The sequence below is a fragment of the Pedobacter antarcticus genome, assembly GCF_900103515.1.
Lineage (GTDB): Bacteria > Bacteroidota > Bacteroidia > Sphingobacteriales > Sphingobacteriaceae > Pedobacter > Pedobacter antarcticus.
The window spans coordinates 155,053-172,021 of record NZ_FNGZ01000004.1; the positions used below are offsets into that span (position 1 = coordinate 155,053).

General features: G+C 40.7%; 12 protein-coding genes. 8 read left to right on the plus strand and 4 right to left on the minus strand.

Translation table 11 applies throughout. From position 1 onward, the window contains the following. The first annotated feature begins 87 nt into the window (after positions 1-87). Positions 88-2,514 carry a TonB-dependent receptor domain-containing protein gene (locus BLR53_RS10590; RefSeq protein WP_051759927.1) on the plus strand — a complete coding sequence of 809 codons (2,427 nt, stop codon included), beginning with the start codon at positions 88-90 and terminating at the stop codon, positions 2,512-2,514. Positions 2,515-2,586: 72 nt separating this feature from the next. Here BLR53_RS10590 and BLR53_RS10595 read toward each other — a convergent pair whose 3' ends face one another. Together BLR53_RS10595 and BLR53_RS10600 are read right to left on the minus strand one after the other, a co-directional pair. Next, positions 2,587-3,690, minus strand: a complete 1,104-nt coding sequence (locus BLR53_RS10595; protein WP_074589445.1) for a glycosyltransferase — start codon at positions 3,688-3,690, stop codon at positions 2,587-2,589. After that, positions 3,681-4,610, minus strand: a complete 930-nt coding sequence (locus tag BLR53_RS10600) for an SDR family oxidoreductase (RefSeq protein WP_037441498.1) — start codon at positions 4,608-4,610, stop codon at positions 3,681-3,683. Before BLR53_RS10600 ends, BLR53_RS10595 begins: the two co-directional genes overlap by 10 nt. A 247-nt stretch (positions 4,611-4,857) precedes the next feature. Here BLR53_RS10600 and BLR53_RS10605 point away from each other — a divergent pair, with 247 nt between their 5' ends. The 4 genes from BLR53_RS10605 (at position 4,858) to BLR53_RS10620 (ending at position 11,270) form a co-directional block, all read left to right on the plus strand. Continuing rightward, the gene (locus BLR53_RS10605) at positions 4,858-6,093 is read left to right on the plus strand and encodes a glycosyltransferase family 4 protein (RefSeq protein ID WP_074589447.1); all 1,236 of its coding nucleotides are present in this window, start codon (positions 4,858-4,860) and stop codon (positions 6,091-6,093) included. 80 nt (positions 6,094-6,173) lie between these two features. Further along, positions 6,174-7,823 carry a capsule assembly Wzi family protein gene (locus tag BLR53_RS10610; RefSeq protein WP_037441484.1) on the plus strand — a complete coding sequence of 550 codons (1,650 nt, stop codon included), beginning with the start codon at positions 6,174-6,176 and terminating at the stop codon, positions 7,821-7,823. A 53-nt stretch (positions 7,824-7,876) separates the two neighbouring features. After that, positions 7,877-10,210 carry an SLBB domain-containing protein gene (locus BLR53_RS10615; protein ID WP_074589449.1) on the plus strand — a complete coding sequence of 778 codons (2,334 nt, stop codon included), beginning with the start codon at positions 7,877-7,879 and terminating at the stop codon, positions 10,208-10,210. Position 10,211: 1 nt separating this feature from the next. Next, positions 10,212-11,270, plus strand: coding sequence for a hypothetical protein (locus BLR53_RS10620; RefSeq protein WP_037441486.1), 1,059 nt, complete (start codon positions 10,212-10,214; stop codon positions 11,268-11,270). A 39-nt stretch (positions 11,271-11,309) separates the two neighbouring features. Here the strand turns inward: BLR53_RS10620 and BLR53_RS10625 are convergent, their stop codons facing one another. Next, the gene (locus tag BLR53_RS10625) at positions 11,310-11,711 is read right to left on the minus strand and encodes a hypothetical protein (protein WP_074589452.1); all 402 of its coding nucleotides are present in this window, start codon (positions 11,709-11,711) and stop codon (positions 11,310-11,312) included. A 334-nt stretch (positions 11,712-12,045) separates the two neighbouring features. On the opposite strand from BLR53_RS10625, the gene BLR53_RS10630 reads away from it, so the two are divergent. From BLR53_RS10630 to BLR53_RS10640, 3 genes are read left to right on the plus strand one after another with little or no spacing between them, the layout of a single operon-like run. Then, positions 12,046-13,035 (plus strand): helix-turn-helix domain-containing protein, encoded by a 990-nt coding sequence (locus BLR53_RS10630; protein ID WP_074589455.1) that lies wholly within the window; start codon positions 12,046-12,048, stop codon positions 13,033-13,035. Positions 13,036-13,039: 4 nt separating this feature from the next. Next, entirely contained in the window at positions 13,040-13,462 is a 423-nt protein-coding gene (locus BLR53_RS10635; protein ID WP_074589457.1) for a response regulator, read from the plus strand. A gap of 42 nt (positions 13,463-13,504) precedes the next feature. After that, the gene (locus BLR53_RS10640; RefSeq protein ID WP_074589462.1) at positions 13,505-15,514 is read left to right on the plus strand and encodes a PAS domain-containing sensor histidine kinase; all 2,010 of its coding nucleotides are present in this window, start codon (positions 13,505-13,507) and stop codon (positions 15,512-15,514) included. Here BLR53_RS10640 and BLR53_RS10645 read toward each other — a convergent pair. Continuing rightward, a complete protein-coding gene (locus BLR53_RS10645) occupies positions 15,511-16,953 on the minus strand; it encodes a flippase (RefSeq protein WP_074589467.1) in 1,443 nt (480 codons plus the stop codon). The genes BLR53_RS10640 and BLR53_RS10645 overlap by 4 nt on opposite strands. Between the last annotated feature and the right edge of the window lie 16 nt (positions 16,954-16,969).

A 16,969-nucleotide genomic window follows, 5' to 3' on the forward strand; every position in this document is an offset into this window, starting at 1 on the left:
AAGAAATTCACAGATAATTCACATTCAAGATAGGTATTGAATAAAAGATTATATAAAGTTCCTGCTTTTCAATAAACGCTTATTAAAATGAAAATATTTCTACCTGCCGTTCTTCTTATTTGTTATATTATTCCTTTAAAACTTAGCGCGCAGCAAAGTGCTAAGATCAGCGGAATTGTAAAAGATAATACACAAACAATTCCTTCCGCTACTGTCTTACTGTATTCAGCAAAAGACTCCAGCCTGGTAACTACAGCAATGACAGATATGGACGGTAAGTACAGTTTTAATGCCGCAGCCAATAAATACTATATCGTTGCAACCTCAGTCGGTTATTCCAAAGTAAGCTCTCCGGCTTTCGATTTTAAAGCCACAGCAGCCTATCAGGTACCTGCAATAACAATCGCCGAACTTTCCAAACAACTTAATGAAGTTTCAGTCACAGCGACTAAACCGGTTTTGGAACGCAGGGCAGATAAATTAATTTTCAATATAGATGCGACACCATCATCCGCAGGACTTACCGGACTGGAGATTCTTAAAAAGGCACCTGGGGTAACCGTAGATCAGAATGATAATATCGCGTTAGCCGGAAAAAGTAATGTCCTGGTTACTATAGACGGAAAACAATCTTACCTCAGTGGTGCAGATGTGGTTAACCTGCTTAAGTCAATGCAGAGCAGTCAGATTGAAAGTATAGAGATTATCAATAATCCCGGCGCGAGATATGAAGCTAATGCTACCGGTGGTATTATTAATATCAAAACCAAAAAGAGCAAGACAGAAGGATTTAACGGAAGTCTGAATGCGGGTACCGGATTCAACAAATATCTGAATGGTAATGGCGCATTAGACCTGAACTTCCGTAAAAAGAACTTTAACTTATTCGGATCTTATGGTTACTATCGCAATAAAGAAGAACAATATACTACCATCGACCGAAAAACAGCTAGTATCACAAATCCGGTTTACTTCAGTCAAAGAAATAAAGATACCTCGGTTTACGAATCCAATAACTTCAAGATCGGTACAGACATCTTTCTAACTAAGAACCATACGATCGGTGCATTGTTCAAAGGAAATATCAGTAACTATCACTCCAACGGGTTCAGTAAAGTAAACATCGGAAGATCTTTTACCGAAACCGACTCTCTGCTCAGAAGTACTGCAACCAATATAAATCCACGTAAAAATTACTCTTACAATATTAACTATAAAGGAGTGCTGGATACTGCAGGTCAGGAAATTACTATAGATGCCGACTATTCAAAAAACATCTCCGATGACGATGCGACGAATAGCAATATCTTCTATAACCCTAATGGAAGCTTTTATAAGAACGGTGAAATTTACAGAAGTTTCGCACCATCAAATATTGATATCAAGGCACTTAAAGCAGACTATACCTTACCTATCAATAAAAAATATAAACTCGATGCAGGATTTAAACTGTCCGATGTGAAGACCGATAACGACTACGTTTATGAGAACCGCGCAGAAAACGGCTGGGCATTTGACGCTGGAAAAAGTAACCGGTTTAAATACGATGAGAAAGTGAATGCTGCTTATACCACATTCAATGCAACCTTCGGGAAATCATCAATTCAGGCAGGCTTACGTTTGGAGAACACACATTCAACCGGCAATTCAATTACTCAGAATCTGGTTACTGACCGCAAATACACAGACCTGTTCCCATCCTTAAGTTTATCACAAAACTTCAATGCAGATAACGTATTGAACTTCTCTTACTCCAGAAAGATTAACCGCCCGAATTACAGAAACCTGAACCCTTTCGTATTCTATCTGGATCAATATACTTATAACCAGGGTAATCCTAATCTGACACCAGAATACTCCAATAACCTGGAAGCCTCTTACTTATATAAACAAAAATATAGTGTCGCTTTAAATTACAGCAGAACAACAGATGTCATCACACAAGTTTTATTACAGGATGAAGTCAGGAAATCTATGTTCCAGACCGTATTAAATCTCGCATCAGAACAAGTTGCTTCCTTAACGCTGAACTTCCCGGTTAAATTAACTGAGTGGTGGAATATGAATAACAACGTATTAGGCTATTACAAAGAAATTAAAGCGCCAGGATTAAGCGGTTCCAATCTGGACTCCAAACAATTCAGTGCTAATATTTACGCGCAGAACAACTTTACCATTACCAAGCTAATCAGCGCAGATGCAGGTATAATGTATAGCACACCGCAAATTCAGGGTGCATTAAAACTAAAGAGCATGTTTAATACCGATGCAGGCCTCCGTTATAACTTCCCTGACAAATCAGGAAATATCAAACTAGGTGTGAGCGATGTGTTTCATACACAAAAACCAAGAATCAGCAGTACACTTCCTGGAAATGACTACTACCTGGAACAATATGGTACCACTACAAGTGTAAGATTAAGCTTCACTTACCGTTTTGGAAAAATGAGTGTAAAATCTGCAAGAAACAGAAGTACAGGGTCAGATGACGAACAAAAACGTCTGAATAAATAAACCCTAAGCAAAGCAAAACGGGAATCTTTTAAAGAGATTCCCGTTTTTTTATTTTCATTAAATTTTATCTGATTAGCTTCTTTCGAAGATACGTACATGCTCGTCGGCTACGTGCTCCCAGTTAAAGACTGACAGTGCACGCTCCTGTGCTCTTAAAGCAAGCGCCTGCATCTCTGGGTAATTATCCTCAGCAAAGTTAATTTCTTCTGTCAACGAAGCTATATTCCCTTTTTTAAACATACGCGCAGTATCCTGAACAGCATATTCATTCTCCTCAATATCACTTACAATAAGCGGTACACCTAATCCCATTACAGAAAGCACAACAGGAGAAAGACCCTCCACATCAGAGGCCTGGATATAACAGTAAGCATTTTTCATTAAAGTATTAACCTCATCTCCGTATAGAAAACCCGGGAAATAAACACGGTCATTTGCCAGATCAGTCAATTCCTTTTCATAGGGAGAAGGATTCGGAGAACCACCTATCAGCACCAGCTTCTTTTTACTAGAAGATGCTGTAAAACCCGGAATCAGGTAATGAAGCCCTTTATCAGGAATAAACCTGCCCACAAATAAATAGTAATCACCCGGTGTCAGGTTCAGCCGGTCCAGAATATCATTATTTTCCGGCCAGGCGGCAATTTCACTTCCGAATGGAATGAAAGCAAAAGTCTTGCGGAAACGGTCTTCAAATAATTTTTTAGCAATAACATTATCGAATATCACCTCGTTAGGCAGATATGCGGTCATATATGCAGAAAACTGAAGATATAGCTTAGCATACCAGGACCATTTGTCCCTCTTCCAGTCGACGCCATCCTGGCTAATAAAAACCTTTTTACCAAACAATCTTAAAGGCAATGCCCAGATACTGTTTCCGCCGTTTTGGATATGGACAATATCAGCTGTATTATTCCAGATGATATCACAAGTAGATTTGAAAGAATGGAGCAATGTATCAAAACCACTTCTTTTAATAGTTTTGATTGTTTTAATCTGTACACCTTTGTATACATTAATATCTACAAACACGTCCGGATACTGTCTGTTATAAGCAACAACCTGATGGCCCCTGCTTACCAGCCTTGGAAAAAGTTCCAATGCAAATTTATCAGCACCAGCGGCGCCCTTTGCAGGTGGAACAGATCTGAATCCGAAGGCAGCTATACGCATTTGCTACTCTCGAAGTGCTCTTTCACAAAGTCTCCGAAATAGTCGTTGACATACTCATCCAGAGCCACTTTCCAGTCACGCATTTTATTCATATCACGCAGATCAAGCTTTTTGTTGATCAATCGTTCTGAAGGCGGACGGGGTGCAAAATAAGTATCTTTAAAATAGTCAGAAGTCACTTCATGGATAGTCACCTCATCCTGGAGACCTAGAATCCGAACCAGTTCTTCAGCAACCTCTTTACGGCTGGTTTCACCATTGCAGACCAGGTTATATAAACCCCAGTACTCTTTTTCAAACAGCAGCTTTACATTTTTTGCAAAATCAACCGTGAAAGTCGGTGTACCATCCTTGTCATTCACAATATGCAGGTCACGGGTACCCGTAGCCAGCTGTTTTATAATTTTATTGATGAATTTTTTATCTTTTTTAGGACCGCCTCCCATCATCCAGCCAGCACGGCAGATAATGTATCTTTCTGCATGTTCACGGACATAACGCTCTCCCATATATTTGGAACGCGCGTAATGGCCAAGCGGATTAGGCTCATCCCAGTCGTCGTAGAAATCTTTTTTACCGTCAAAAATTCCGGCAGTACTGATATATAAAACAGGGATTTGAAGCTCGTTTGCGATAATTACTGCGTTTTCAACCGCAGTAGTATTAGTCAGATAAGTATCATCAAGATTAACTTCGCAATATTCTAGATCTGTGTAAGCGCCTAAATGGAAAAGAAAGTCAGGTTTAAAATCGACTACATCTTTTTTATAATTATCAAAGTCTCTGAAATCAAGCAGACTAAGCCAGTCTTCATTTACATCTTTGTCCGTACATTTAATATCGTATTCTTCTTTGAATACGCGGTAAAAAGCTTCACCCAGCATTCCGCCTGCACCAGCGATATAAATTTTTTTCTTCATTACGAAATTAAGGTCATTTGGATCAATATCATAACCACGATCCAATGGCGAATCTAAAATATTGAGTCTTATCGTCCTTCCAAAATTAGCGTTTTTTTTTAATCATTAAATACTATAGTAGCAATTACGATCAAAAATGTATTATTTCTTCAATAATTTGATTAAATCAGGCATCTTTGGAGATCATTTTCATCCACACAGGTATAAAAATTATGCCATTTTTTCTCAATAAGTATAAATAAGACATATGAATATACTTGTCGCAAACTGGACATGGTATCCGAGCGGTGGTGACTGGACATACGTAGAAAATATAACCAGGCAATATATAGCTCATGGACATCAGATTATTCCTTTCTCTATGCAGGACGAAAGGAACTTCAGCAATGCATATTCACCCTTCTTTATTAGCCATATAGACTATAAAAAGGTCAATAAGGCCAGTCCCGGTGCTGCCTATAAAGTCATTAAAACAAGTATCTGGTCAAAAGAGGCGCAGCAGCAACTTGAGAAATTACTCGATACTGTTAAAATAGATTTTGCGCATATCAATGTCATTCATCATTACATTACGCCAATTATTCTTAAAATATTAAAGGAAAGAGGAATCCCGGTTATCTGGACTTTACACGAATACACACCTATTTGTCCGGAGAGCACTTTTATAAGTCATGGTCAGATTTGTGAAAAATGCAAAGGCGGTGCCTTTTATCATTGTATAACCAATAAATGTAAGAAAGGCTCCTTACCTGCAAGCCTGGTTGCTGCTACAGAAAACTATGTTCATGCAGCATTGAATTGCTATCAATATGTAGATCACTATGTATGTCCTTCCGAGTTTTTATATCAGAAATTTCGCTCATTTAACTTCTTCCCAGAAAAACTGGTACAACTTTATCATGGGTACGATTATGCAGAAGTTGAAAGCGCAACCAGAAACCTTGGTCCGGCACCGGCTCAGAAGTATATTGTATTCGCAGGCAGGCTGGAAAAGATTAAGGGACCCCATACTTTAATTAAAGCCGTAGCTAACCATCCCGACATCCAGCTCAGATTAATTGGAACGGGAACGCAGGAAGCAGAACTCCGGCAATATGTAGCAGAGCAGCAATTAACGAACGTCACCTTTTTAGGGAAATTGAAAAGAGCGGAGACACTTAAAGAAATTGGAAACGCAACATTTCTCGTTTGCCCCTCAGAATGGTACGAGGTACTGGGTTTCACCGTAGTTGAGGCAATGGCGATGGGTAAACCCGTTATCGGTTCAGCAATCGGTGCTATTCCGGAGATGGTTATAGAAGGTAAAACAGGCATGCTTTTCCCACACGGAGACGTCACTGTTTTATCCGGTAGAATTCGCGAACTCTACGACAGGCCAGGGCAGATTGAGGAGATGGGAAAAAATGCTAAAACACACATACACAACCTGATCAACTCAGAAAAACACTATGCCGGATTACAAAAATTGATACCCGGACTATAAATAAATTTACGTGGGTCTGCGATTATTGTCCTATACTTGCGTTTTTATAACCTCAAAATTAAACATCTTCCAATTATACGATGAAATTTATCAAATACAGTCTAATCATAATTACCTGCCTCGTGTTTCAGCAACTCAACGCAATTGGCCAGGTTGTGTTCGAGAATCCAAAGAGCCCGGTATATCAGTATTTATCAAGACAGGCACAGATTGGCCGTATTGAATATAATGACCTGATTCAACCTATTAGCAGAAAAGACATTGCCGGATATCTGAAAGAACTCGAAGAACAAAAAGACAAACTGTCTTCCAGGGAGCAGAAAGAACTTGCCTTTTATCAGCAGGAATACTCAGAATTTGATAGCCCGTTAAAAGATACAACCACCTTTTTTCGGAAGGACCAGTACGACAGATGGAGATTTCTTTCTGTTAAAAACGATGACTTCTTTTTACGCGGAGACCCAGCAATGAGCTTCGAGACAATAAATGGGAAAGGCAAAAACGTATTCAGGACCGCCACGGGTCTGTCATTTTACGGACATGCCGGAAAGCACTTTTCCTTTCAGGCCTACTTCCAGGATATTACTGAGAAAGGGGATGGAATTGACAGTCTGAAAAGATTTACACCTGAAACCGGAATCCTGCGTACAGCCAATATTAATCCGAATGCTAAAACCGTTAACTTCAGTGATGTAAGAGGATCGGTAACCTATGCCTGGAAGAATGGATCCATCAGCGTGGGTAAAGACCAGATGCTGTGGGGCTACGGAGAAGGTGGCCGCATTGTACTCTCAGACAAAGCTCCATCCTACCCGATGATCCGCCTGGATTATGCCCCGGTAAAATGGCTTCGCTTTAATTATATGCATGCCTGGTTAAACTCCGCACTAATCGACTCTGCCAGATCATATGATAAAGGCAACGCGTTATTCGGTGAGAACAGGGAATTATATATCCGCAAGTACTTTGTTAGTCACACCCTAACCTTTCTACCCGCAAAAGGCCTTAGCCTGAGTGTTGGGGAGAGTATGGTGTACAGCGATGATTTTGATGCCGGATATCTTTTACCGGTCATGTTCTTTAAAGCATATGACCAATATCAGAGCAGGTATAAATTAACGACCGGAGCTAACGGACAGTTCTTTTTTAATGTCAGCTCCAGAAACTTTATTCCCAAAACACATTTATATGCTTCCCTTTTCATAGATGAGATTCGTACAGGAAGTATTTTCGATAAAGAGAAAAGCAGAAATCAGCTCGGATATACCGTAGGTGCAAGCCGTACAGATGCAGTAATCCCATACCTTACAATAGGCGGGGAATATACCCGGATCAATCCATATGCTTATAACAACCTGATACCCGCACAGACCTATACTAACCAGAGCTATTTGCTGGGAGACTGGATGGGACAGAATGCAGACCGGATTATGGCCTGGGCTTCCTATAACCCACTGCCACGTTTAAGTACGAGAGTTCAGTTCACTTATATCCGTAAAGGCAGAGACGGTGACCTTTTTGACCAGTATTGGGCAGAACCTCAGGCAAAGTTCCTGGACGAAGGACCTGTACAAACACAAAAACAATTACTTATTCAGGCCAACTACGAATTGCTGCATAAACTTTATATCAGGACCAGTTACCAGCGTCAAACCGGTGTAATTAACCCCGAAGTACAGACATCAGCAGTACCAAACGAATTCCGTCTGGCCGTATCATTCGGCTTTTAAGAAAAATGTACCGAATATCATATATTTGTAAAAACTAATATCACACCTCCTCCATGCGCATTAAATTTTTCACTATACTTTTATTGATCTGTATTGCTTTTACCCAAACCGGGAAATCCCAGGAATTGTCCCTGAGTAATATACAGAATGTGAAAATCAGTCAGCTTACTGATCAGCAGATTATTCAGGCCTGGACGAAACTAGAAGAAACCGGCATTCCAGAAAAAGAAGCTTATAAATTAATGGCGCAGAAAGGACTGCCGCCAGGAGAAGTTGAAGAATTCAAAAACAGGGTCACTTTATTAGGCTTAAACCAAAAAGGAGTGAAACCACCGGTCTCAGCAAATAAAGAAACGACCAATTTCACGCGCGATACCGCTGTTACCGTCATTAAACCCGAGAAAAAATCGGAACCCGCAGCTCCAAAACCAGTACTCAATATTTACGGAATGGATTTCTTTAACCAGAGTACGGTTAAATTTGAACCAAACACCAATGCAGCTACACCAAAAGGTTATGTATTAGGCCCTGGTGACGAAGTAATTGTTTTGGTAACCGGAATGAATGAAACTACCATTAAGACTAAAGTAAGTCCGGATGGGAACCTTCAGATTCCATATGCTGGATTAGTTCATGTAAACGGCCTTACTATCGAACAAGCGACAAGTCAGGTCCGCGGCAAACTAGCGAAGATCTACCCTGCGCTAAATAGCGGACAAACACAAGTAGCTATAAACCTGGGGAGTACCAGAAGTATTAAAGTAACACTCATTGGCGAAGTTAAAACACCAGGATCTTATACCCTATCATCCGTTTCCACACTTTTCAATGCCCTTTATAACTCAGGCGGACCAAGCGTTAACGGGTCATTGCGTCGCATAGAACTCATCAGAAATAACAAAGTTTACCGCACAGTAGATTTTTACACCTTCCTTCAGAAAGGATTGATGGATGGAAATATCCGCTTAGAAGATCAGGATGTTATCCGCATTCCTGTTTATACCAAACGAGTAAGTATCACCGGCGAAGTTAAAAAACCAGCTATTTATGAATTAAAAGCCGGTGAACAATTAGATGCCCTGCTGGAATATGCAGGCGGCTATACAGACATCGCTTACCGCGGAACTGCTAAAATCGAGCAGATCAATGCTATTGAAAGAGAAGTTAAAGACGTCCCTTCCAATTTATTCAGCGGTTATACACCGAGAAACGGAGATATTGTAGAAATCGGTGCCATTACCAACCGTTTTGCCAACCGGGTAATCCTGGAAGGATCAGTTTACCGCCCTGGTATTTATGAACTCACTGCAGGCTTCAGCCTGGGTGCATTACTGCAAAATGCACAAGGCTTAAAACCAGAAGCGTATATGGAAAGAGGTTATATCAAAAGAACCCTTCCAAACCTCGAAAAAGAATTTATCTCCTTTAACCCGGCCCTGGTTCTCAATGGCGGCAGTGATATCCCTTTAATGCGCGATGACTCCGTAATGATCCAGGATCGCTCAGACTTTGTCAGGAATCAGCAGGTAACCGTTAACGGAAACGTTCGTACACCGACCGTTTTCACTTATAGAAAAGGCATGAAACTGGCAGATGTGATCGCTATGTCAGGGGGCTTTACCGAATCGGCGGCAGAACACCATATTGAAATTTCAAGGATTATTGAGAACAAACAAGACAGCGTTGCCAACCAGTTGGTAGAAACTTTTACTGTTAACCTTGACCCCGCCAGCGGAACTGTTCCTGATATAGAATTAATGCCAATGGATTATATCTATATTCCACGCCTGGTTAACTATAGAACACTCGGCAATATCGCTGTAACAGGAGAAGTCTTGTTCCCCGGTGAATATGCCGTGCAACGCAGAGATGAGACAGCACAGGACTTCCTGAAGCGTGCCGGAGGCATTACACCTTATGGTTCTTTAGAAAATGCACAGACCTTCCGTAACGGTGTCCGCGTAAACCTCGATCTGTCCAGCACCAGTAATAATGAACTGGTTAAAAAAAGTATGATCCTTTTACCCGGAGACAGTATTTATGTACCAAGAACTATCTCTTTCGTAGAAGTTGCAGGTGCGGTGAACAATCCGCAGTTTATCAGTTATAATGGTCGCAGATTTAAATACTATCTCAATGCGGCAGCTGGTAAAACAGAGAATGCGAGACTAAAAGGAGCCTACGTAAAATATCCGGATGGATTGAATAAACCAGTTACCAACTTTTTATTCTTCCGCAATTATCCAGCTATAAAACCAGGTAGTAAAATCGTTGTACCTGAGAAAAGCAAAAACGGTTCAATATGGAGAATGGGATTAGGCGAAATCGGAGGAATTACTTCCGCAGTAACTGCTTTAATCAGTCTGATCGCTATTTTATCTAAATAACATGAATACTGAAAATACACCCTACCCATACGAGCCTGAATTCTCCTTTAAGAAACTGATTAGCGATAGGATCGATGACTTAAAATACGTACTGCAGTTTAAAAAATCATTGGCGCTGGTATTGCTGCTTGCGGCACTGGCAGGTGCCTTATTTGCCTGGAAATGGCCGGTAACCTATACAGCGAGATTAACCTTTGTGATAGACGACACTAAATCCAGTGGCGGAGGTGGCCTGGCCGCTATCGCCGGGCAGTTCGGGTTTAACCTCGATGGCTTAAGTGGTGCCAGCGGAGTATTGGCAGGAGATAATGTGCAGGAACTGCTCAAGTCCAGAAGACTAATTAAAAACACCTTGCTATCACCTTATAACGATAAAGGCGATTTTTCCCTGGCCGATCAATATGCAAAGGCTTATAAACTAGATAAAAAGTGGTTAAAATATAGTACCAACGGTCAGGCGATCCGTTTTCCTGTTGGCGGCAAAAATTATACACGCACACAGGACAGCTTGCTGCATGAGATTACAAAATCGATTATAGAAGGCCAGTTCGGCGTCGCTAAAACAGATAAAAAGCTAAGTTTTTTTGAAGTCAACTCCACTATGCGTGACGAGAAACTCGCTTACCTGTTTTGTACCAGAATGATTAAGCAGGGAACAGACTTCTTTATTCAGACTAAAACAGGCAGGATGCGTAATAATGTTACCCGCCTTCAGCACAGGGCAGACAGTATCGGCCGCATTCTGAATAAGAAAACACTCGCTGCGTCTTCGGCCAGTCAGAGCCTGCTCGACCTTAATCCGGCCTATACCAGTGCTAATGCCAATGTAGAGACAACAGAGCGCGATAAGATTATTCTGAGCACTGTATTTAGTGAAACCGTAAAAAACCTCGAAGCCAGTAAAATGATGCTTGCTCAGGAAACCCCAACTGTTCAGATTGTAGATGAGCCGGAGTTTCCGCTTAAAAAGAACAGGATGAAATATGCATCGACCATACTAATGTTTATGATAGGATTTACAGGTATTTATTCCATTTACCTGATTACAACACGAAAGTAAAATACAAAGCATAGATTAAATCCCCGAATAGGGGATTTTTTATTTACCCCCGGCAGACAGCTGCTTCAGTAGCTCTTTAGCGTAGTACACCCGCCAGCTGAAGAAACGCAGCTCTTCATATTCCAGTTCCCATTGTACTAATAAATCATTCTGGGCGTTTATCTTCTGCGGGTGCTGCTCGACACTAGCTTTATATTCCGGAGGGATTGAATCCGAAATATCTTCCATATCCAAAGTAAAAGAATCATATTTTTTCCAGGAGAACTCTGCTTCACAAAAATACCTGAAGTAGCTGCAATATATATGTTTCGACTGTAGCCCATATACTTCATCGAGCGGTTCCGGAACTATTGGCTTCGGTCTTATGTCTACCTTAAACCAGGGCGGTATATCAGGTGCGCTGTTGGCCAGAGAAGACAACAATTTAAGTTTCTCCATCATGTTGGTCTGCTGCTTGTTCTAATTGTGTTCGGCTTTGGCTCATTGTAAGCTCCATATTTGTGTATCAGCCAGGCAATTTGCGGTATAAACCCGACCGAATAAGACATAAAAAATGCGCATCAGGCTTTTGACAGAATTTCGATCACAAACTATCAATAAAATATAAAATCACATCAAATGGTTAATTAAGATAAACTAGTAAGAAGAATATCTATAAAAAATCTATCAAAAGATAGCAAACCTGTCCTATCCGGTAAAATACTAGTCTTTATAAGAGAGTAAAGATTGATAAAATTGACAATGGTTAGTTTATGCCCGAACAACATGAGATACTATGCAAAGGAACTGGAGATTTATATTTTTTAAAAAGCTTGAACCTAAAGCATATATAAACTACCTGAAAAGAAAAGAAAGCTACTCAAATTTATCATCAGAAGGACATGCCTACTCAAATCTCCACTTCACGTGGTCAGACATTTACTATGAACAAATCAATGAAGGATTCTGGCTTTTCTCCATGGAAACCGAAGAAAGAAGAGATACCTGTTATGTATTTCAGCCAAAAAAATCAATGAAAAACTATTATTCCATCAACTATTACCATTCAACAGGTAAACTAGGATATGAAGCGAATGGATCCCTGCTCTGGACTAATAAAGTTGTGATTTTTGCCAATCCAGATACAACCCATAAAATCTATCTCAGAAAAGGAATGATCCTTAAATGCTGCCGGCTGGTATTTACCCAGGACTATCTTGATAAGCTTATAGATCTATCAGCCGGAGACCTATCTGATTTTGATTTAGCAAAGACGATCCTGGGAACCCATGCCGCCTATTCCAGAAATATTGAAGAGTCTGAAAATATTATCCTGAGAAGACTTCATTATATCCAGAAACATGAGAGAAAAAACTTCGATTACCATCTATCTGTTATAAAAAGTGCCTATGAAATAACTGATACTTTCTTCAAACTATCATTTCCTAAAACCTCTGCCGACCTTTCTCTGAGAGATAAATCAGATGTGATGGCGAGGGCCGCCATCCTGCTCGAAAGACACATTCAGGATAAATTCCCCGGCATTGCTGCATTAGCAGAAGATTGTCACGTATCGCCTACCAAGCTCAAGAGTCATTTCAAGAAGACCTATAAAGTAACTCCGCTAGAGTATTTCAGGAGATTACAAATGATATATGCTATGGATATGCTTCAAAAAAAAGAACTTAAAATAAAAGATCTGTCCCTCAATCTTGGATTTAAGAAGAGCAGCACCTTTAATTTCTGGTTTAAAAAGACAACTGGAAAACACGCATCAGAAATTTAAGCAAATGAAATCAACCAATAACCTGAATATCGTCATTGTAGATGATAACCTCATCTACCAGCGTATTATCAGTTATAGCCTCAAGCAGAATAGCTATAACATTCTGTTTCAAGCCGAAAATGGCCAGGATTGCCTGGATCAACTGCGACAAAGCGTGGTATTGCCCCACCTCATTATCCTAGATCTGGATATGCCTGTTATGAATGGATATGATACTGCTATTCATTTAAAAGCGAGCTGGCCGGCAATTAAGATTATTGCCTATTCTTCCACTGAAGATCCCAAAGCTTTCCAGAAGATAATGGCAAATGGTGCAGACCATTTTGTTTCTAAAGGAAATGATATACAAGAGCTTATCAGAAAGATTGCACAGCTGATTATTCCGGAAGTAAATGAAAATATCCAGAACGGGTGGCGGAAGGTTTGACATAAGATTTAAAGATATATCTTTGGTTTTATGATTTGCCAAATGAACAAACCTGCAAGCAGTCTGAGTAATGAGGAAATTCTGGATATCCTGTCTTTATCCAGAAAAGCAACCGCAATTTATACTTCCGAAAACATCGTCATTGAATTTGCCAATGATCAGATGATCAGTTTTTGGGGTAAAGACCGGAACGTAATCGGCCTTGAATTGGAGGTAGCCGTACCCGAATTAAAAGGGCAGCCGTTTATTGCGCTATTGCAACAGGTTTGGCGGACGGGAAATACTTATACAGCCGAAAATCAGTCAGCTGAACTCCGGGTAAATGGAAAACTGCAACGGTTTCACTTTAACTTTGAGTACAAGGCCATTAAAAATGAGCATGGAGAAGTTTATTCCATATTACATACCGCTACAGATGTTACGCAGCTAAACCTGGCAAAACAGGCCTTGGATACAGGCTTGCTCAGAGAGCATGAACTCAACAGGAAATTACTATCTGCGAATGCCAGCCTTGGAAAAAGCCAGGATAAGTTTGCATCCCTCGTTAAAAATGCACCTGTGGCCATCACCTTTCTTCAGGGGCCGGAGTTATTGGTGGAACTCGTCAATAAGAAAATGCTCGAAATATGGGGCCGCAGAGAAGAACAAGTAATTAATCTTTCCATTCTGGATGAGACCAATCCTTTAATAGATCCCGAGCAGGTTAGATTGATCAACCGGGTATATGAAACCCAAGACCCTTACTACGGTTTTAGCGTTAAGATCAATATTCTATCCCCTTTCAGTGTAATTACAAGATACTTTGATTTAATTTATGAGCCGGTCCTTGACGTTGAGAATGAGGTTATAGGGGTTATGATTGTCGCGACAGACGTAACTGAGCACTCTTTAAGCTTTCAGCGGGAACAATCACTTGCCGAAGAACTAACGGCCAGTAATAATGAGCTCGCTGCGATTAATGAAGAGATGCATGCCTCCAATGAAGAATTGAATCGAAGAGAAGACCAGCTGCAATTTATTATAGATGCGGCAGAAATAGGCATCTGGGATCTGGACCTCCGTAATCTGCAGTTATCCGGTAATGACCGTTTTAAATCGTGGCTTGGGTTATCCGAGCAAGATGCTATATCGCTCAGTGAGCTTTATAAGGTAATTCATAAAGACGATTACGCTCATGTATCCTCGGCAATAAAAGAAGCATTAAGGGAGCATTCCAGTGGGAAGTTTAACGTAGAGTTTCAATTAAATATTCCCGGAGAACTCTTACCGAGGTATATCGCCGCTAAAGGAAAAGCAAGTTTCAATATTCAGCAGCAACCACTTAAATTCAGTGGTACGATGATGGATATTACCGAACGTAAACAAGATGAGCTGCGTAAGAATGATTTTATTGGAATGGTTAGCCATGAACTTAAAACACCTCTCACCTCTCTAAACGGATATTCACAAATACTCCAGAGCCGGGCTAAGAAGAATCAGGATGAGTTCTCGGTAAATGCCCTTAAAAAGATTGGAACGCAGGTGAGCAAGATGACTGCACTAATCAATGGGTTTTTAAATATCTCGCGTCTGGAATCCGGAAAAATACATCTGGAGAAAAAGAAATTTAACCTTGATGAGCTCATTGCCGAAAACATTAAAGAATCCGAGCTGCTTACCGAAACACATCAAATTCTTTTCACACCATGTCCGCCCGTAGAAGTAGAGGCAGATAAGGATAAGATCAGCTCTGTGATCACTAATTTCATCAGTAATGCTGTCAAATACTCTCCAGCAGGAAAATTAATTGAGATCCAATGCGAAGTGAGCCCGTCAGAAGTCAGAGTCGGGGTTAAGGATCATGGAATGGGTATTAAAAAAGAAGATTCAGAGAGACTCTTTGAAAGATTCTACCGGGTGAGAAATGGGCAGACACAGCTAATCTCCGGGTTCGGGATTGGTTTATACCTCAGTGCTGAAATTGTAAAAAGTCATTCCGGCAAGATCTGGGTAGATAGCATCCCAGGAGAAGGATCAACATTCTTCTTTACGCTGCCGTTAAGCAGTACTTAAACCTTATTCTTAAGCATCAGCTTAGCTTTCAGAAAGTCGAGAACGCTGAACACAAAATAATTTCTGAACAAGAACAGCTGGGTGGCTATATAACAGATTGCGCAGCCGCCGATCCCCAGAATTAGGGTTAGAATGAGCGAAGTTCCGTATAACCTGGCCATCCAGATTACCGGTATGAAAAGTATGGTACTTAACAATGCCTTCCCCATTAAAGACCATTGATAAGTAAATTTAAAATGCTTTCTAATGAAGTAGAAGTACATTACAGAAACTAATGTCTCTGCCGATAAATTCGCTATTGAAGAACCCACCTCTTTCCAGACGGGTACCAGTAAGAAGTTGAGCAGTACACTGATCACCATACCGCAGATCACAGAAAAAAGCATTTCTTTATTTTTACCGGCGGGGATTAAAATGAGACATAGGAATAAGTGGCCGAAACCAATTACCACTGGCAGAAAAGATAGAAGCTGCATGCTCAGGGTTGCAGGCAAGAATTCCTTTCCTGAGAAAAGTGCAATAAATTCTGGCGCGAAGAGCATTAGCCCCATGGCGATAGGAACGGAGAAAAAAGCGAGGAAACGGAAGTTTTCATTTAAGGTCTCCTGTACACCCTCCAAATTTTCCTCGGCGAAATACTTTGCAATACGCGGAATGAGTACTACACCCATGGAGGTTACGAACGGAATTATTATTTTACTTAATTTGACAGCGGCGGTATATAATCCCACAGTTTTATTATTTGCTAATAATCCAAGCAGCACGGTGTCCATTTCTGTATACATGCTTGTAGCAAAAGTAGTACTCAAAATCATGAGGAGCGGAACGATGTGCCTGCGTAGTTTCAAATCTCTGAGCACCAGCTTCACACGCGACCTTGACAAAAATAAACTCAGCAGATTATTTCCCATAAAGGAGAAGATCATGATGAGCAGATAAATGCCGAAATCGTTGCGGTCCCTGATGAACGTATACATTAATACCAGACCGATCAATTTAAACAATACAGAGCGCAGGGCAATGGAACGGAACTCTTCCATTCCTGTGTATAACCATTCAATGTAGGAGAAGCTTAGCAGAATAAGTAAACCGGCAGCAATAAAGAGATTTCTGTCTGCCTGGAAATAAGGGAAGAAAAAGATCACCAGGAGATACGCAAGCGTTAAGACGACACTAGTGATCACATTCACTATGAAAAGCTCAGAGAAGACAGCAGAACGAGCGTCAGGATCATTCCTGCGCCTGGCAATCTCCTTCATACCATAAATAGGAATGCCCAGGCTGGCAACCAGGGCAAAATACATGGCAAAAGAATAAATAAACTGGACTTTACCGATCCCTTCCGGTCCCAGTATCCGGGACACATATGGAAAACTTAAAATGGGAAATAATAAGTTGGCCAGGGAAAGCAGTAGGTTATAGAAGTAGTTCTTTGCCATTTAGAAAGGCCGGAAC